This window comes from Streptomyces catenulae (genome assembly GCF_000718015.1).
In the GTDB taxonomy this organism is placed as follows: Bacteria; Actinomycetota; Actinomycetes; order Streptomycetales; family Streptomycetaceae; genus Streptomyces; species Streptomyces catenulae.
This window is the reverse complement of sequence record NZ_JODY01000030.1, coordinates 1-14,940: the sequence shown is the minus strand read 5'-3', so window position 1 is coordinate 14,940 and position 14,940 is coordinate 1. Positions and strand designations below refer to the sequence as shown.

Annotated in this window: 12 protein-coding genes; 3 read left to right on the top strand and 9 right to left on the bottom strand. The window is 75.4% G+C overall.

Annotation, left to right across the window (positions count from 1 at the left end; all coding sequences use genetic code 11):
- Positions 1 to 42: 42 nt before the first annotated feature.
- The 8 genes from IF23_RS0122975 to IF23_RS0122945 all read right to left on the bottom strand — a co-directional run bounded on the left by IF23_RS0122975 (position 43) and on the right by IF23_RS0122945 (position 8,216).
- Positions 43 to 927 carry an N-acetylmuramoyl-L-alanine amidase gene (locus tag IF23_RS0122975; protein ID WP_030286650.1) on the bottom strand — a complete coding sequence of 295 codons (885 nt, stop codon included), beginning with the start codon at positions 925 to 927 and terminating at the stop codon, positions 43 to 45.
- A gap of 40 nt (positions 928 to 967) precedes the next feature.
- The gene (locus IF23_RS0122970) at positions 968 to 1,627 is read right to left on the bottom strand and encodes a class I SAM-dependent methyltransferase (RefSeq protein WP_030286648.1); all 660 of its coding nucleotides are present in this window, start codon (positions 1,625 to 1,627) and stop codon (positions 968 to 970) included.
- Positions 1,628 to 1,910: 283 nt separating this feature from the next.
- Positions 1,911 to 2,195, bottom strand: a complete 285-nt coding sequence (locus tag IF23_RS0122965; protein ID WP_030286646.1) for a hypothetical protein — start codon at positions 2,193 to 2,195, stop codon at positions 1,911 to 1,913.
- A gap of 79 nt (positions 2,196 to 2,274) precedes the next feature.
- Positions 2,275 to 3,648: an ABC transporter permease gene (locus IF23_RS35120; protein ID WP_245655069.1), complete on the bottom strand. Its 1,374-nt coding sequence runs from the start codon at positions 3,646 to 3,648 to the stop codon at positions 2,275 to 2,277.
- Entirely contained in the window at positions 3,546 to 4,841 is a 1,296-nt protein-coding gene (locus tag IF23_RS35115; RefSeq protein ID WP_245655068.1) for an ABC transporter permease, read from the bottom strand. Before IF23_RS35115 ends, IF23_RS35120 begins: the two co-directional genes overlap by 103 nt.
- A 52-nt stretch (positions 4,842 to 4,893) precedes the next feature.
- Positions 4,894 to 5,664, bottom strand: coding sequence for an ABC transporter ATP-binding protein (locus IF23_RS0122955; protein ID WP_030286644.1), 771 nt, complete (start codon positions 5,662 to 5,664; stop codon positions 4,894 to 4,896).
- A gap of 204 nt (positions 5,665 to 5,868) precedes the next feature.
- A complete protein-coding gene (locus tag IF23_RS0122950; RefSeq protein WP_030286642.1) occupies positions 5,869 to 6,546 on the bottom strand; it encodes a response regulator in 678 nt (225 codons plus the stop codon).
- Positions 6,543 to 8,216, bottom strand: coding sequence for a sensor histidine kinase (locus IF23_RS0122945; protein ID WP_030286640.1), 1,674 nt, complete (start codon positions 8,214 to 8,216; stop codon positions 6,543 to 6,545). Before IF23_RS0122945 ends, IF23_RS0122950 begins: the two co-directional genes overlap by 4 nt.
- 171 nt (positions 8,217 to 8,387) lie before the next feature.
- Here IF23_RS0122945 and IF23_RS0122940 point away from each other — a divergent pair, with 171 nt between their 5' ends.
- From IF23_RS0122940 to IF23_RS0122930, 3 genes are all read left to right on the top strand, one after another.
- Complete coding sequence (locus IF23_RS0122940) at positions 8,388 to 10,601, top strand: acyl-CoA dehydrogenase family protein (protein WP_030286638.1); 2,214 nt, start codon at positions 8,388 to 8,390, stop codon at positions 10,599 to 10,601.
- A gap of 54 nt (positions 10,602 to 10,655) precedes the next feature.
- On the top strand, positions 10,656 to 11,849 hold the full coding sequence (locus IF23_RS0122935; protein WP_030286636.1) for a lipid-transfer protein: 1,194 nt from the start codon (positions 10,656 to 10,658) through the stop codon (positions 11,847 to 11,849).
- Positions 11,850 to 12,009: 160 nt separating this feature from the next.
- Positions 12,010 to 13,455 (top strand): MFS transporter, encoded by a 1,446-nt coding sequence (locus IF23_RS0122930; protein ID WP_030286634.1) that lies wholly within the window; start codon positions 12,010 to 12,012, stop codon positions 13,453 to 13,455.
- 465 nt (positions 13,456 to 13,920) lie between these two features.
- On the opposite strand, the gene IF23_RS0122925 is transcribed toward IF23_RS0122930, so the two are convergent.
- Positions 13,921 to 14,592 (bottom strand): response regulator transcription factor, encoded by a 672-nt coding sequence (locus IF23_RS0122925; RefSeq protein WP_030286632.1) that lies wholly within the window; start codon positions 14,590 to 14,592, stop codon positions 13,921 to 13,923.
- Positions 14,593 to 14,940 lie beyond the last annotated feature (348 nt).

Genomic DNA, 14,940 nt, shown 5'->3' with positions numbered 1-14,940 from the left:
CTGTGGGGCGCATTCCGCGCCCGGTGTTCCGGAAGGTCCGTCTCAATGCTCCAAGAAGTCCGTAATGCCCTCGGCGATCCCGCGCGCGGCCTTTTGCCGCCACTGCGGATCGGTCAATTGCGCGGCGTCCTTCGGATCGCGCATATTGCCGCACTCGATGAAGACCTTCGGCACCTTCGAAAGGTTGAGACCGCCGAGATCGGAACGGACGTCCAGACCCGTTCCGTGGCCCAGGTAATTGGACGGGGCGCTGCCCGTCGCCGCCTTGAAACGCCCGGCCACCTCCGTGCCGAGCGCCCGCGACGGCGCCACGATCTCCGAGGTGTCCGCCTTCCCCGCGGTGACCCGCGCCGGGAGGATCACATGGAACCCGCGGTTGCCGACCGCCGAACCGTCCGCGTGCACCGACACCGCGGCGTCGGCGTGCACACGGTTGCCCAGCGCCGCCCGCTCGTCGACGCACGGCCCGAACGGCCGGTCGCCGTCCTGCGTGAACACCACCTTCGCGCCCTCCGCCCGGAGCAACGCCCGCGCCCGCCGCGCCACATCCAGCGTGTACGACGCCTCGGCGTAACCGTCGTCGGTCGACGTCCCGGTGGTGTCGCACTCCTTACGGGCGTTGCCGACGTCCACCTGGCGGGCGATCTCCGCGGTGTGGTCGCGGTTGCGGAGGTTGTGCCCCGGGTCGAGGAGGACGACCTTGCCGCTCAGCCGCGCGTGCCCGGTGGGGACATGGCCCGCGCCGTGCCCGGTGGGGGCGTCGGACGGGGTGGGCGAGGCGGAACCGCCGCCCGGCGTGGCCGCCGACGGTGCCCCGTCGCTGCCCGCCTGCCGGAGGAACCAGCCCGCCGCCCCGGCGGCGACCACCGCCACCAGCAGAACGGCGACGAGGACACCGCGCACACGGCGGCGGGGCTCGGGGTGCATGGAGGAGGGGCCGGAGAACACGTCCGTGATGGTAGCCCGCTCAGATTCCGGGGCCGGTCCGCCGCAGGACGTGCAGGGAACGGCGGACCGAGATCTCGGTGAACGCACCGGACTCCAGCGCCCGCCGGTAGATCCGGTACGGCGCCTGACCGCCGTCCGCCGGGTCCGCGAACACGTCGTGGATCACCAGCAGCCCGCCCTCCGCGAGATGCGGCACCCAGCCCTCGTAGTCCGCGGTGGCGTGCTCGTCGGTGTGCCCGCCGTCGACGAAGACCAGCCCGACCGGCGCCCCCCACACCGCCGCGACCTGCGGTGACCGCCCGACCAGCGCGATCACATGGTCCTCCAGACCGGCCGCGTGCAGGGTGCGGCGGAAGGCCGGCAGGGTGTCCATCCGGCCCACCTCCGGGTCGACCACCGACGGATCGTGGTACTCCCACCCCGGCTGCTGCTCCTCGCTGCCCCGGTGGTGGTCGACGGTGAGCGCCGTCACACCCGCCGCGCGCGCCGCGTCGGCGAGCAGGAGCGTGGACCGCCCGCAGTACGTGCCGACCTCCAGCAGCGGCAGCCCGAGCGCCGCCGCCTCCACCGCGGCGGCGTACAGCGCCCGCCCCTCGTCCACGGGCATGAACCCCTTGGCCGCCTCGAAGGCGGCGAGCGTCTGCGGCGCGGGCTGAACGTCGGCGGGCACGGCGGCCATGGCGTCCTCCTGGTCGTACGGTCCGGTGGGATTCCGCCGGGGGCGGGCCCGGTGGGTCATGGTGCCGTACGGGGGAGAGACGGGTTCCGGTGGGGGCGGCGGTCGGACGGAAATCCGGAAAGAGGGGAGCCGGATCCGTATTCCGGAGAGCGCTTTCCGTACTCTCCCGGGACCGGACGCGCGGGCCATTCCGGATTACCGGCAATTCACCGGCCGGTATCCGGGAATCGGCACCGGGAAAGGGGCGGGAAATACGGGACGGAATGGGCCGCGGCGGGGCCGTTCACGCCTCGTCGGCCAACTCCCGGTACGCGGCCGGGGGATCGGCCAGTTCCGGATGGCGGCGCCAGTAGCCCTCGCCGTGGAGCGTCAGCATCGCCCAGTGCCACGCCTCGTCGTGGAAGACGAGCCCGCGCAGCGGCGCCTCGGCCGGTTCGTACGGATACCGTCCGAGCGCCGCGGCCCGCGCCTCCTCCGGTGTGCGGTCGCCGTACCGGCACAGCACCCAGGCGTAGAGACGGCGCTCCTCCGCGAGGTAGGCGCGGTACTCGGTCTCGGTCCAGGTCATGCCGGGAGCCTAGAGGGGGCGGCGGAGCGGGAGGGAGGGCCGGGTGCCGTCCCTCCCGCGGTGCCGGGCGCGGCCCGGTCTACGCCCGTGCGACCGCCTCCAGCGGGCCGAGGGCGGCGGCCCGCCGGGCGGGCAGGGCGGCGGCGGCCACGCCGACGGCGAGGGAGAGCAGGACCACGAGGGCGAGGGTGCCCCAGGGGAGGGAGAAGGAGTACTGCGGGATCGCGCCGTTGGCCAAGCCGCTGACCTTCCACGCCCCGAAGAGCCCGCCCGCCGTGCCGAGCAGGGTGCCGAACGCGGCGACGCAGACGGCCTCCAGCCGGATCATGGTGCGGATACCGGAGCGGTCCGCGCCGACGGCCCGCAGGACACCGATCTCCCGGGTGCGCTCCGAGACCGACATGGCCAGCGTGTTGACCATGCCGAGCGTGGAGATCAGCACGCCGACGGCGAGCAGCCCGAACATCAGGGTGATCAGCTCACCGGCGACACCCGCCTGCTCCTCGACGAGTTGGGCGCGGCTTTGGACCTTCAGCAGCGGACTGTCACTCACCGCGGAACGCAGGCGCTTCTCCAACGCGTCGGAGACCGTGCCGCCGGTGGTGCGGACCAGGACGCGCTGCACGGAGTCGCGCAGATAGCTGTGGCGCTGCACCTCGGCGCGGTCGCCGAGCACGTCCTGGGCGGTGGGGTTGTCCTGGTAGACGCCGACGACGGTGTAGGGCTCGTCGCGCCGGTTGCCGGGGCCGATGGCCGCCTGGATCCGCTCGCCGGTGGTGAGGTGGTGGTCCCGGGCGTAGCTGTGGGAGACGGCGAGCTTCCCGGGGCCGAGGTCCTCGGCCGAGCCGCTGCGGAACCGGAGCTTCAGCACCTCGTCCACGGTCCTCGGGTCGACGCCGGAGACCGGTACGACGCGGGGACCGGCGGAGATGACGGAGTCCGCCACCGCGGAGACGGTCCGTACGCCGGGCACGTCGGCGATCCGCCGCACGGCGTCGGAGCCGACGGCGCCGATGGTGTTGCGGGTGCCGATCATGTAGTCGGCGCTGAGCCCGGCGGCGGCCTGGGCGTCCAGGGCCCGGCTCGTGGACTGGTTGATGACGGCGAGACCGGAGACCAGCGCCGTACTGATCATCAGGGCGACCGCGGTGGCGGCGGTACGGCGCGGATCGCGCAGGGTGTTCTCGCGGGCGAGGTCCCCCACGACACCGAAGCGGGTGAGGAGCCGTCCGAGCAGGCGGATCACCGGTCCGGCGAGCAGCGGCGCGAGCACGATCAGGCCGGTCACGAGGATGCCGCACCCGAACAGCGCGGTCTGCAGGTTGTCGTCGTCGGCGCCGGTCGCGTCGGTCAGCGAGAAGAGCAGGCCCGCGCCGAGCACGACCGTGACCAGACCGAGCCCGCCGCGGACCCGGGAGAGCGCCGCGGACGGCGGCTGCTCGGCCGTGCGCATCGCCTCGACGGGAGCGATCCGCGCGCGGCCCGGCGCGACGGCAACCACGCCGCGAGCACGGTGACGCCGACGCCCACGGCGAGCGAGGCGAGGACCGGGGCCGGGCCGATCACCAGCGGTCCGGCGGGCAGCAGATCGCCGGAGGTGTCCAGCATGTGCGGCAGCGCGGTGGCCACCCCCAGACCCAGCACGAAGCCGAGCACGGACGCGGCGAGACCGACCAGCGCCGCCTCGGCGAGGACCGAGCGGACCACCTGGCGGCGGGTGGCGCCGATCGCCCGCAGCAGCGCGATCTCGCGGCTGCGGCGCGCCACGAGCAGGGTGAAGGTGTTGACGATGAGGAAGGTGCCGATGAACAGCGAGACCACGGCGAAGAGCAGCGGAAGCCGTTCGTAGCTCCTGGTCACGGTGGAGATGAGGACGGACTGCTGGGTGGCCTGGGCATCGGCGGTGGTGGCCTCGGCACGGTCGGCGGGCAGTACGGCGGCGACCCGGGCGGCCAGCTCGGACTCGCCGGTGCCCGGCGCGGCGGTCAGGTCCACCGAGCTGTAGCGCCCCGGGGCGGCGAACAGCCGCTGGGCGGTGGCCTTGTCGAACACCGCCAGGGTGCCACCGGCGGTCACCCGGCTGTCCGTGGTGGACACCGTGCCCACCAGGCGCTTCCTGAAGGCCGGGCCGTCCGTGGCGAGCGTCACGGTGTCGCCGGGGGAGTAACCGCCGGCCGCCGCGGTCCCGCGGTACAGCGCGACCTCACCGCCGTTCCGGGGGGCGCGGCCCGAGACGAGCGGATAGCGGCTGTCCCGGCCGTCGGCACCGGGGGCGTAGGCGACGCCGAGCTTGCCCCGCATGCTGTCGGCCCGCATCGGGGTGCCGTCCTTGGCGGCGAGGGTGACCGAACCGTCGGCCACCGGGCGGACGGAGCCGACGCCGGGGACGGCGGCCAACGTCCGTACCAGGGCGTCGTCCAGGGCGCCGTACCGCTCGTCGGCGTCGGCGACGGGGGCGGATTTCGGGCGGACGGTCACGGAGATGTCCGCGTAGTCCTGGGACATGGCGGCGCGGTGGGCGGCGGTGGTGGAGTCGGCGAAGACCAGGGAGCCGGAGATGAACGCGACACCGAGGCAGACCGCGAGCACGGTCTGGATCAGGCGGGTCTTCTGCGCGAGCACATGGCGCAGGGCGGTTCGCAGCATGGCGGGCTTTCGGGAAAATGGGGAAGGGAGGGGCGGCGGGCCGGTGCGGCGGTCAGCGTCCGTGGGATTCGAAGGCGAGCATCCGGTCGAGGACGGCGTCGGCGGTCGGGGCGTGCAGTTCGTCCACGAGGCGGCCGTCGGCGAGGAAGACCACGCGGTCGGCGTGGGCGGCGGCGACCGGGTCGTGCGTCACCATCACCACGGTCCGGTCCAGTTCCCGCACCGAGTCGCGCAGGAAACCCAGCACCTCCGCGCCGGAACGGGAGTCGAGGTTGCCGGTCGGCTCGTCGGCGAACACGATCTCCGGACGGGACAGCAGGGCGCGGGCGACGGCGACACGCTGTTGCTGGCCGCCGGAGAGCTGGGCCGGACGGTGCGCCAGACGGCCGCCCAGCCCCACGGTGGCGACGACGGTGTCCAGCCACGCGGCGTCGGGCCGCCGCCCCGCGAGGCGCAGCGGCAGCGTCATGTTCTCCAGGGCGGTCAGGGCGGGCAGCAGGTTGAAGCCCTGGAAGACGAAGCCGACCTTCTCCCGCCGCAGCCGGGTGAGCTGACGGTCCTTCAGTTCGGCCAGTTCGGCGCCGCCGATCCGGGTCGAACCCGAGGTGACCGGGTCGAGGCCCGCCATGCAGTGCATCAGCGTCGACTTGCCGGAGCCGGAGGGGCCCATGACCGCGGTGAACCGTGCCCGCGCGAACTCCACGGTCACCGAGTCCAGCGCGGTGACCCGGGTCTCCCCCGTCCCGTACACCTTGGTCAGGGCCGTGGCGCGGGCGGCCGGTTCGGTGGCGGGGGGAGCGGCGGGGGTGAACGTCTGGGGCATGAGAACTCCGGGGGGAACGGCGGCCCGCGAGCGCCGCGGGCCGGAGGGGCGTTCCCATCCTTCCGGCGCCCACCTGCGCAAACCTCGTCCCGCAGGCGGTAGTTGGGCTCTGCCGAAGGGGCGAGGGCGAGCCGCCCGGCCCTGCCCTTCGGCAGACCTCCACCGGCCCGTCTCCGTCGTCGGTCGGAGGGGCCCGGGGTCAGGTCAGGGGCGCAGGCCCGTGCGGTGCGCCAGGAGGGCCGCCTGCACCCGGCTCGTCGAGCCGGTCTTCTCCAGGACCGCCCCCACATGCGTCTTCACCGTGCCGACGCCGATGACCAGCCGTTCCGCGATGTCCCGGTTGGACAACCCCTCGCCGAGCATCGCCAGCACCTCCCGCTCGCGCCCGGTCAGCCGGGCGATCCGTTCGTCCCGCGGGACCGCGCCGCCGGTGTCCGGGGCGCCGCCGCCCAGCATCCGGGCGATCACCGCCCCGGTGACCCCGGGGGAGAGCACCGCGTCACCGCCCGCCGCCGCCCGGACCGCGCTGATCAGCTCCTGCGGCCCCTCGTCCTTCAGCAGGAACCCCGAGGCGCCGTCCCGCAGCGCCCGCAGCACATTCGCGTCGTCGCCGAAGGTGGTCAGCATCACCACCCGCGGCGCCGGATCGAGCGCGAGCAGCGGCCGGATCGCGGCCAGCCCGTCGCAGCCGGGCATCCGGATGTCCACCAGCGCCACGTCCGGGCGGTGCGCGGCGGCCTCCTCGACCGCCCGGTGTCCGTCGGCGGCTTCGGCGACCACGTCGATGCCGTCGGCGTGCCGCAGGATCAGCCGCACACCGTGCCGGATCATCGCCTCGTCGTCCGCGAGCAGGACCCGGATCGGCCGGGCGGTCTCGGTCATGGGGTCTCCCGGGGTGTGGTGTCCCGTACGGAGGGGACGGTGGAACGGTGGTCGGCGAGGAGGCGGGCGGACGCGTCGACGCGGTACCGGACGGGGCCGCCGGAACCGGCCCGGGGGTCCGGGTCCTCGGGCCGGTGGCGGCGCACCGCGGCGGCGGGTCGCGGCGGTACGTGCCCGGTGGCGGCGGCGCGCGGGGCCGGGCCGTCCACGCCCCCCTTCGGCGCCTCCTGGCAGGCGGTCGCGCCCGGCCTCGACTCCACGGGCCGCAGATGCCTCGGCTGGGCGTACACCATGGCGATCGCCAGCGTCATCAGCACCCACAGCGCCGCCGCCCCGAGGGCGAGCGTCAGCGCCCCGGCCGTCCGCGGCGCACGCGGCAGCGCCGTGGCGTCGCCGGTCGCGGCAGGCGGCGGCTCCGTACCGTCATCGGACCGTTTCCACGCGGCCCCGTCGTCCGGTTCCACCGGTACGGCCGCGGCCACCCGGAAGCCGCCGGACGGCAGCGCGTCGGCCTCGAAGGCGCCGCCGAGCAGCTCGACCCGCTCGCGCAGCCCCGTCAGGCCGCGCCCCGTCCCGGCCCCGGACGGCGGGCCGACCGGCGCGGGAGGCGGACCGTTGCGGACCGTCACCCGCACGGTCCGGTCGTCCCGTGCGACCCGTACGGTGACCGGGGCGGCGGCCGCGTACCGGTGCACGTTCGTCAGCGCCTCCCGCACCACCCGGTGCACCGCGCGCCGCACCGGCGCCGGGCAGCCGTCGAGGTCGGGGCCGCTCCACTCCAGCTGTACGGCGATCCCGCCGTCGCGGGACCCCGCGACCAGCGTCTCGACGTCGGACCGGGTGCCGGTGGCGTCGGTGAACGCGTCCGGGCCGGTGTCCCGGGCGAGCGGCCCGAGGACCCCGAGCGCCTGCCGCAGTTCGCGCATCGCGTCCCGGGTCGCCCGCCGCACCAGAACGGCCTCCTCGCGCAGCTCCGGCGCGGCCTCCCCGAGGGCGAGTTCCAGACCACCGGCGTGCAGTGAGATGAGGCTGAGCCGGTGGCCGACCAGGTCGTGCATCTCGGCGGCGATCCGGGACCGCTCATGGGTGCGGGCCTCGGTGTCGGCGATCCGGCGGGCCCGCTCGGCCGCGTCGGCGCGTTCGCGCAGCGCCCGCAGCAGACGGGGCTGCTGCCCGCAGACCGTCCCGATCAGACCGGGCACGACCACGGCGGTCACCGCCAGGACCAACCCGAGCTCCAGGCCGTACACGGCCGAGCCGGGGCCGAGCGCGCGGCCGGTCGCCGCCCCGGACGCCATGACCAGCGCGATCGCCCCGCCCAGCAGCCGGACCCGGTGGCGCGGCCGGACCGTGTCGAGCATGACGGTGTACGCGGCGCCCGCCGTCACGGGGCCGGTGACGGGCGCCGCCCCGGCCAGGGCGGCGAGCGCCAGGAGCACGGCCTCGGGCCGGTGCCGCCGTACCGCGAAGAGCGCCACGGCGACCGCGAGCGCGCCCAGCTGGAAGGCGGCGTGCGGCAGATTCCACATCCGCCGGGCGAGCATGAACAGACAGAGGGCGGCGAGGGCGGCACCGGCCGTCCCCGCCGCCTCCCGGCCACGCCCGCCCGGGCGCGCCGGAGCGTCCGGCGCGGGGCGACCGGCGGGGCGGAAAGAGCTGAGAAGGGACACGCCGTCCAGTATTGGCCGCCGCCGCTGCCCGGGCGTGCACCTCCAGGCCGATCCCGGCTCTGTCTTTCGGCAGAGCCCGGCGGGCACCACGCCACCCGGCTCCGGCGGGGTCCGCCATCCACCCCGTATCTGACCTTCCGTCAGATTGAAACGTGTTCTACTCTGCCCGCCATGGGCATCGGAATCACGCAGGAACAACGTGACCTGGCCGAGGCGGTGCGGGGCTGGGCCGCCCGGACCGTACCGCCCGAGGCGGTGCGCGCGACGGTCGACGCCGACGGGTCCCGGAAGACGGCCCGGGAGCGCCCCGCGCACTGGGGGGAGCTGGCCGCCCAGGGGCTGCTCGGGCTGCACCTCCCGGAGCGGGCGGGCGGAGGCGGCGGCTCGCTGCTCGAACTCGCCGTCGCCCTGGAGGAGTTGGGGGCGGCGCTCTTCCCCGGGCCGTACCTTCCCGCGGCGCTCGCCGCCGCGCTGCTCCACCGCGGCGGCGCCGACGGCCTCGCGACGGCGCTCGCCACCGGCGACCGGATCGGCGCCGTCGCCCTCGGCCCGGGCACCCTCACCGCCACCGCCACCCCCGACGGATACCTCCTCGACGGCACCGCGCCCCCGGTCGTCGGCGGCGGCCCGGCGGACCTGATCCTGCTGGCCGCCACCGAAACGGCGCCGGACACCGGGGAAGCCCCGCCCGCGCCCCTCTGGTTCGCCGTCGACGCCACCGCCCTCACTCTCCGCGTCCAGAACGCCGCCGACCCCACCCGCCCCACCGCCGAGGTACGGGCCGACGCCGTGACGGTGCCCGCCACCCGGCGCCTCGATCTCGACTCCGCACTCGTCCGGGACCTCGCCGGGGTGCTGTACGCCGCCGAGAGCTGCGGCACCGCCGCCCGCACGCTGCGCACCGCCACCGAACACGCCGCCGTCCGCGTCCAGTTCGGGCGGCCCATCGGCCAGTTCCAGGCGGTCAAGCACCTCTGCGCCACCCTGCTGATCCGCTGCGAGACGGCCCGGGCGCTGGTCTGGGACGCGGCCCGGGCGCTCGACGCGCCGCCCGCCGAACGCGGACTCGCCGCCGCCCTCGCCACCGCCACCGCCCTCGACGCCGCCTTCGACAACGCCAAGGACTGCATCCAGATCCTCGGCGGCACCGGCTTCACCTGGGAACACGACGCCCATCTGCAACTGCGCCGGGCCACCGTCACCCGCCAGCTCCTCGGCCCCGGCGACACCCACCGGCAGCGCGCCGTCCGCCTCGCCGCCGACGGCGCCCGCCGCACCCTGCGCCTCGAACTCCCGCCCGCCGCCGAGGAGTTCCGCGAGCGGGCCCGTACCGCCCTCGCCGCCGCCCGCGGCCTCGACCCGGCCGCCGCCCGCCGCGCACTCGCCCCCACCGGGTACGCCGCCCCGCACCTGCCACCCCCGTACGGGCTCGGCGCCGGGCCCGTCCAGCAGCTCGCCATCCAGCAGGAGACGGCCGCCGCCGGGATCGAGATCTCCGGACTGTCCATCGCCACCTGGGTCGTCCCCGCCCTCCTCACCCACGGCACCGAGGAGCAGCGCGCCCGCTATCTGCCGCCGACGCTCCGCGGCGACCTCGCCTGGTGCCAGCTCTTCTCCGAACCCGAGGCCGGATCGGACCTGGCGTCGCTGCGCACCCGCGCCGAGCGGACCACCGACGGCTGGCGGATCACCGGCCAGAAGGTGTGGACCTCCGCCGCCCGCGAGGCCGACCACGGCATCCTCCTCGCCCGCACCGACCCCGACGCCCCCAAACACCGCGGCCTGACCTTCTTCGTCGTCGACATGCGCGCCCCCGGCATCACCGTCCGCCCGCTGCGCGAGATCACCGGCGACGCGCTCTTCAACGAGGTGTTCCTCGACGGCGTCGAACTGCCCGCCGACGCGGTGGTCGGCGCCGTCGACGACGGCTGGAAGGTCGCCCGCACCACCCTGGGCAACGAACGCGTCCACATGGCCGACCAGATGACCTTCGGCACCGGCCTCGCCACCCTCCTCGACCACGCCGCCCGCCGCGACGGCGCCGTCCGCGCCCGCGCCGGGGCGCTCGCCGCCGAGGCGCACGCCCTCGGCTGCCTCGCCCTGCGCACCACCCTCCAGCAGGTCGCCGGCCGGGAACCGGGCGCCGGGGCCAGCATCCGCAAACTCGTCCAGACCGCCCACCAGCAGAAGAGCGCCGAACTCGCCCTGGAACTCCTCGGCCCGGACGGCGCCCTCGACGAGGGGCCCGGCGCCCGCGCCCTGCACGGCTTCCTGATGTCGCGCTGTCTGACCATCGCCGGGGGCACCACCCAGGTCCAGCTCAACGTCGTCGCCGAACGGCTCCTCGGCCTGCCCCGCGACCCCGAGCCCCGCCCCCTCATCTGACCCGCACCCGGCCCGCGCCCCCGGAGGCGCGACCGTCGACGCCCAGGAGGCCCCATGACCGGCAAGGCGTACATCGTCGGCGTCGGAATGACGCCCTTCACCAAACCCGAGAGCGGCGACCGGACGTACGAGGACCTGGCGGCGGAGGCGGGCGGCAACGCCCTCGCCGACGCCGGGATCGGCTACGACACCGTCGAACAGGTCCCCGTCGGCTACTGCCACCAGCAGTCCACCGCGGGTCAGCGCGCCGTCTACGGACTCGGCATGACCGGAGTCCCCGTCTACAACGTCAACAACAACTGCGCGACCGGCGCCACCGCCCTGATGCTGGCCCGCCAGTTCGTCGAGGCGGGCGTCAACGACTGCGTCCTCGCCCTCGGCTTCGAGCAGATGCGGCGCGGCGCGCTCGGCGCGGGCGCCGGCAGCGGCGACTTCGCGGCGTCCCCCGTCGCCCGCCACTACGGCGTGATGGCCGCCGCCCACGGCTTCGCGAAGACCCCGCCCACCGCCCAGCTCTTCGGCAACGCCGCCCGAGAACACATGGAGCGCCACGGCACCACCGCCGAACAGCTCGCCGCCGTCGGCGCCAAGAACCACCGCCACTCCGCGCACAACCCGTATGCGCAGTTCCGGGACGTCTACACGGTCGAGGAGATCCTCGCCGCCCCCGTCGTCCACGCCCCGCTGACCCGCCTCCAGTGCTCCCCGACCTCGGACGGCGCGGCCGCCGCGGTCGTCGTCTCGGAACGGTTCGTGGCCGCCCACGGCCTCGCCGACCGCGCCGTCGAGATCGCCGCCCAGGCCATGACCACCGACACCGAGGAGAGCTTCGCCTCCGGCACCTGCACCGACGTCGTCGGCACCCCGCTGACCCGCGCCGCCGCCCGCCGCGTCTACGAGGCGAGCGGCCTCGGCATCGAGGACATCGACGTCATCGAGCTGCACGACTGCTTCTCCGTCAACGAACTCCTCACCTACGAGGCGCTGGGCATGTGCCCCGAGGGCGCGTCCGGGGCGCTCGTCGCCGACGGCGCGACGACCTACGGCGGCCGCTGGGTGGTCAACCCGTCCGGCGGACTGATCTCCAAGGGCCACCCGCTGGGCGCCACCGGCCTCGCCCAGGCCGCCGAGCTGGTGTGGCAGCTGCGCGGCACCGCCGGGGAACGGCAGGTGCCCGGGGCCCGGACCGGCCTCGCCCACAACATCGGACTGGGCGGCGCCGCGGTGGTGACGCTGCTCCGCAAGTGACCCCGGAGAGGCGCGAGTTGGGCGGTGCGCGGCCCCCGGGAAACCCTCCCCGGGGCGGCATCGGTCGTAGGTCCTAGGACCATGCCCGCGACCTGCGACGGGGTCGGGACCGGGCCGATATCCGATACCTGTTCGGTCCGGCGGGTGCGACCATGGGCGCATGCCGTCTGCTGCCACGTCCACCGCCCTGCCCGCACCCCCACGCCCCCGGAGCACCCCTCCCGGCTGGCTCGTCACGCTGCTGGTCTGCGCCGGTCAGTTCCTCGTCATCCTGGACGTCTCCGTCGTCAACGTCGCGCTCCCCGCCATGCGGTCGGGCCTGGGCCTCAGCGAGCTGGGCCTGCAGTGGATCGTCAACGCCTACGTCATCACCTTCGCCGGTTTCATGCTCCTGGGCGGACGCGCCGCCGACCTCTTCGGCCGGAAGCGGATATTCGTCCTCGGGCTGGCGCTCTTCACCGTCGCCAGCCTCGCCGGGGGAGTGGCGCAGCAGCCCTGGCAGCTGATCGTGGCCCGCTCCCTCCAGGGCATCGGCGCGGCCGTGCTCTCCCCGGCCACCCTCACCATCCTCACCACCTCCTTCCCGACCGGCCCCGCCCGCACCCGGGCCATCGCCACCTGGACGGCGGTCGGCGCCGGTGGCGGCGCGGTCGGCGGTCTGGTCGGCGGGGTGCTCACGCAGTACCTGTCCTGGCGCTGGGTGCTGCTGATCAACGTCCCCGTCGGCGCGCTGGTGCTGGTCGGCGCCGTGCTCTGGCTCACCGAGAGCCGCCAGGCCACCGCCCGCCGCCTCGACATACCCGGCGCGCTGCTGGCCACCGCCGGACTCGGCCTGGTGGCCTACGGCATCGTGCAGACCGAGACGGCCGGCTGGGGCTCGGCCGCCGCGCTGCTGCCGCTCTTCGCCGGGCTGGCGGTCATCGGCGCCTTCCTCGCCGTCGAGTCGCGCGCCAAGGCGCCGCTGATGCCGCTCGGCATGTTCCGGAAGCGGGCGGTCTCCTCGGCCAACGCCGCGATGCTGCTCTCCGGCGCCGCGATGTTCTCCATGTGGTACTTCCTCTCCCTCTACATGCAGAACGTCCTCGGCTACTCCCCGCTGCGGGCCGGACTCTCCTTCATCCCGCACTCGCTGAGCATCGTCATCGGCTCGAAGCTCGCCCCGCAGCTGATGCACCGGATCGGCGCCAAGACCCTCGCGATCTGCGGGGCAGGGCTCTCCGCATGCGGCATGGTCTGGCAGGGCGCCATGGGCGTCCACGGCACCTACCTCGGCACGCTGCTCGGCCCCGGCATCCTGATGGCGTTCGGCGCCGGACTGGCCGCCACCCCGATCGCCGCCGTCGCCACCTCCGGCGCCGCCCCCGGTGAGCAGGGCCTGGTCTCCGGGCTGATCAACACCTCCCGGCAGATGGGCGGCGCGCTGGGCCTCTCCGTCCTCTCCACCGTCGCCGCCGCCCACGCCCTGACCGGCGACGGCCGCGCGGCCCTGGCGAGCGGCTACGGCCTGGCCTTCCACGTCGGCGCACTGGTGCTGGTGGCCGCCATCGTCCTGATGCTCGTCGCCCTGCCCCGCCGCCGGGAGGACACGACGGCGAGCCGCGGCTGACCGCGAGCCGCGGTTGACCGCGGGGCGGGGCGGCGGGTGGCGCGACCCGGGCCGCCGGGCCCGGATGTGCTCCGCCGCCTTGGGCATCGGTGGCCGTCGCCCTGGCCTGCGGCAGCTGCCGCCCGCCCCCTGTGTGCGCCCGTCGCCTCGGCTTCGGTAGCTGCCGTCCGTTGCCCTGGCCTGCGGTAGCGACCCTGGCCTGCGGCTACCGCCTGCCGTCCTGGCCTGCGGTAGCGACCCTGGCCTGCGGCTACCGCCTGCCGTCCTGGCCTGCGGTAGCCGCCGCCCGTCGCCTGTGTGCGCCCGTCGTCTCGGCTTCGGTAGCTGCCGTCCGTTGCCCTGGCCAGCGGTAGCCGCCCGCCGTCCCGGCCTGCGGTGGCCGCCGCCCGTCGCCCTGGCCAGCCCGCCGCCCCCGGCCTGCGGTAGCCGCCGCCCGCCCCCTGCGTGCGCCCGTCGCCCCCCGTCTCAAAGCCAGCCGTTGCGTCGGGCCGCTCGGACCGCCTCGTCGCGGTTACGGGTTCCGGTCTTGCCGATCGCCGCGGAGAGGTAGTTGCGGACCGTGGCCGGGGAGAGATGGAGCGCCCCGGCGATGTCCGCGACGGTCGTGCCCTTCCCGGGCCGGTGGCCCGGCTCGGACGGGGCAGACCCCTTTGCCGCGGCGGTCAGCACATCGCGTTCGCGGGGGGTGAGCGGATTCGGCCCGGCGCCGAGCGCCGCCGCGGCCAGCCCCGGGCCGATCACCCGCTCCCCGGCCCGCACCCGCCGGATCGCCGCCGCCACCTCCTCCACCGGCCCGTCCTTCACCAGGAACCCGGCGGCCCCCGCCTCCATCGCCCGGCGCAGATACCCGGGCCGCCCGGAGGTCGTCAGGATCAGCACCCTGCACGACGGCAGCCGGGCCCGCAGCTCGGCGGCGACGTCCGGCCCGCTGCGGCCCGGTAGTTCGGTGTCGAGGAGCGCCACGTCCGGCCGCGTCGCCAGCGCCTCCGCCAGGACCCGGTCGCCCGCCGCGACCTGCGCGACGACCTCCATGTCCGCCTCCAGCCCCAGCAGCAGCGCCAGCGCGCCGCGCGTCATCCCCGGCTCCTCCGCGAACAGCAGCCGCACCGGCCGCCCCACCCGCTCGTCCCGCAGCATGTCGTCCACGGGGGCGAGAGTACGGGCGCCGGACCACGCCCCGAGCGGCCTTGGCGGTGTCTTTCCACGGGGCCGCGGGGCCGCCTGGTCGGCGGGCCACCGCGCCATCGGGCTACGGGGCCGCCGCGCCGCCCGGCCGCCGAGTCACCGGGCCACCGCACCGCCCGGCTACCCGGCTACCGGGCCACCACCGCACCGCCCGGCCACCGCCTAACCGCGCCACCGTCCCACCACGAGGCCCGCCCCCGCCCGCCCTTCTCACCGCAGGCCCACCCAGCCTGCCTCGGGCCGCCCCACCCCTGTCTCTTATACACATCTGACGCTGCCGACGATACTCCTTCTGTAGAT

Coding starts and splice junctions, on each gene's coding strand:
- IF23_RS0122975 (WP_030286650.1), bottom strand. CDS start 927: ATGCACCCCGAGCCCCGCCGCCGTGTGCGCGGTGTCCTCGTCGCCGTT.
- IF23_RS0122970 (WP_030286648.1), bottom strand. CDS start 1,627: ATGGCCGCCGTGCCCGCCGACGTTCAGCCCGCGCCGCAGACGCTCGCC.
- IF23_RS0122965 (WP_030286646.1), bottom strand. CDS start 2,195: ATGACCTGGACCGAGACCGAGTACCGCGCCTACCTCGCGGAGGAGCGC.
- IF23_RS35120 (WP_245655069.1), bottom strand. CDS start 3,648: ATGCGCACGGCCGAGCAGCCGCCGTCCGCGGCGCTCTCCCGGGTCCGC.
- IF23_RS35115 (WP_245655068.1), bottom strand. CDS start 4,841: ATGCTGCGAACCGCCCTGCGCCATGTGCTCGCGCAGAAGACCCGCCTG.
- IF23_RS0122955 (WP_030286644.1), bottom strand. CDS start 5,664: ATGCCCCAGACGTTCACCCCCGCCGCTCCCCCCGCCACCGAACCGGCC.
- IF23_RS0122950 (WP_030286642.1), bottom strand. CDS start 6,546: ATGACCGAGACCGCCCGGCCGATCCGGGTCCTGCTCGCGGACGACGAG.
- IF23_RS0122940 (WP_030286638.1), top strand. CDS start 8,388: ATGGGCATCGGAATCACGCAGGAACAACGTGACCTGGCCGAGGCGGTG.
- IF23_RS0122935 (WP_030286636.1), top strand. CDS start 10,656: ATGACCGGCAAGGCGTACATCGTCGGCGTCGGAATGACGCCCTTCACC.
- IF23_RS0122930 (WP_030286634.1), top strand. CDS start 12,010: ATGCCGTCTGCTGCCACGTCCACCGCCCTGCCCGCACCCCCACGCCCC.
- IF23_RS0122925 (WP_030286632.1), bottom strand. CDS start 14,592: ATGCTGCGGGACGAGCGGGTGGGGCGGCCGGTGCGGCTGCTGTTCGCG.